The organism is Salinactinospora qingdaonensis, from assembly GCF_039539445.1.
In the GTDB taxonomy this organism is placed as follows: domain Bacteria; phylum Actinomycetota; class Actinomycetes; order Streptosporangiales; family Streptosporangiaceae; genus Salinactinospora; species Salinactinospora qingdaonensis.
The window spans coordinates 1-1,767 of sequence record NZ_BAABDD010000069.1; the positions used below are offsets into that span (position 1 = coordinate 1).

Consider the following 1,767-nt stretch of genomic DNA (forward strand, 5'->3'; position numbering starts at 1 on the left):
GGCGGCTGCCGCCCTCCTCGCTGAAGGGGTTGGCGATGAACGCCTCGGCGGTCAGCTCGGGCCGGCCCAGGTAGCCCCGCGCAAGCCCGGCCCCACCGATATAAAGCTCACCGGCAACACCGGTCGGAAGGAGCTGATGACGCGAGTTGAGAACGTAGAGCTGCGCCCCCGGGATGGGACGACCGATGTGGACGCGCTCCAGGTCGGGCTCGTACTTGGCAAGGCACACACCGATCGTGGCCTCGGTCGGACCGTAGCCGTTGAAGAAAGCCCGACCGGGAGCCCAGACACGGACCAGGTTGAGCGGGCACGCTTCACCACCGACGCTGATGCAGCGCAGGAACGGCAACGAATCCTCAGGCAGCGTGGACAGCGCGGCCGGCGTCAGGCTGATGTTCTCGACGCCCTGCTCGATCAGCAGATCAGCGAGATCGGAGCCCGCCATCTGGAGGTCGGGAGGAGGCAGGACCAGCGTGCCGCCCGACAGCAGCGCCGTACACAGCTCCCACACGGAGATGTCGAAGCTCAGCGACGTCCCTTGCAGGACCCGCTGCGGCGTCTCCAACCCGTAGTTCTCGTACTGCCATTGCGCGATGTTGCGAAAACCGCGATGCGGGACCTGCACGCCCTTGGGGCGGCCGGTGGAACCCGACGTGTAAATCACGTAGGCCAAGTCATCGGGAGTGACGCCCGCTTCTGGGGAGGTGTCCGGCCAGTTTCGCAGGTCGGACCAGAAGTCCTCTACGGTCAGCACGTGCGCATCGGACTCGGGCAACACGTCGAGCACCGAGTTTCGGGCCACCACGATCTGCATCCCGGCATCGGAGACCATGAACGCCAGTCGCTCGGCCGGGTAGGAGGGGTCCAGTGGGACGTAGGCGCCGCCGGCTTTGAGGATCGCCAGCAGGCCGATGACCATTTCCGGGGAGCGCGGGACACACAGCCCGACCAGGCTCTCCCGTCCGACCCCGCGGTCGCGCAACAGGTGAGCCAGCCGGTTCGACCACCGGTCCACATCCGCATAGCTCAACTGGCAATCGCCGAAGGCAACAGCCACACGATCAGGGCACCGACGAACCTGCCCCTCAAACAATCCGTGCAACGACGTCGGCTGCTGCTTCATCTGTTGGAGTCGACGACGCACCAGTGCTTGCTGCTCCGGAGACAGGTTCTCAAGCTGAGAAAGAAGCTCACTCATGATTTTTCACTCGTCTCGGTAATCTTGGACCTGAAGATCACTTGGCGACATTCCCTGAGCCTCTGCGACGAGTTGCTCAAGAAGTTCCCGTTCTTCGGCGGTTTTGATTTCTGCGGCGAAGGCCGACAGGTCGAAGTCGGCATCGACCTGCGTCTCTTCGGTGGTGGCGGTCCCTTGCTGGAGGATCTGTAGACGTTCCTCCTCGGTGAGAGCGTTGATCTCGCTCAGTTGCACCTCCGGAGCCTGAGTTATCTGAGAGCAGATACTTCGGAGATGACCGAGCATGCGTTCGATCGCTTCCTTCTCAAACCGTCTCGTGTCGTATTGAGCGGAGATTTCAAGCTGATCTTCATCGAGCACGACGAGGGCCAGCGGATAATTAACCCGTTCTTCCGAGCGGGTCATGTCGAAGCGCAAGCTAGCCGTCTCGTCTTTCTCCACCGGGTAGTTCTCGAAGACGAAGAGGGTTTCGAACAGTGGGGCGTTGGCGGGAAGTTCGCTCCATTGCTGGACCTGGTTGAGGGGGCTGTATTCGTACTGGCGCATCTGCATGTTTTGTTCTTGCAGGT

2 protein-coding genes are annotated in these 1,767 nt (G+C 62.1%); both read right to left on the reverse strand.

The features are described 5' to 3' along the window. The coding region (locus ABD848_RS24810; RefSeq protein ID WP_344977617.1) for a non-ribosomal peptide synthetase at positions 1-1,198 on the reverse strand (1,198 nt) is incomplete at its 3' end. A gap of 6 nt (positions 1,199-1,204) precedes the next feature. Beyond that, positions 1,205-1,767, reverse strand: a 563-nt coding sequence (locus tag ABD848_RS24815) for a condensation domain-containing protein (RefSeq protein WP_344977620.1), incomplete at its 5' end; no start/stop codon positions are given.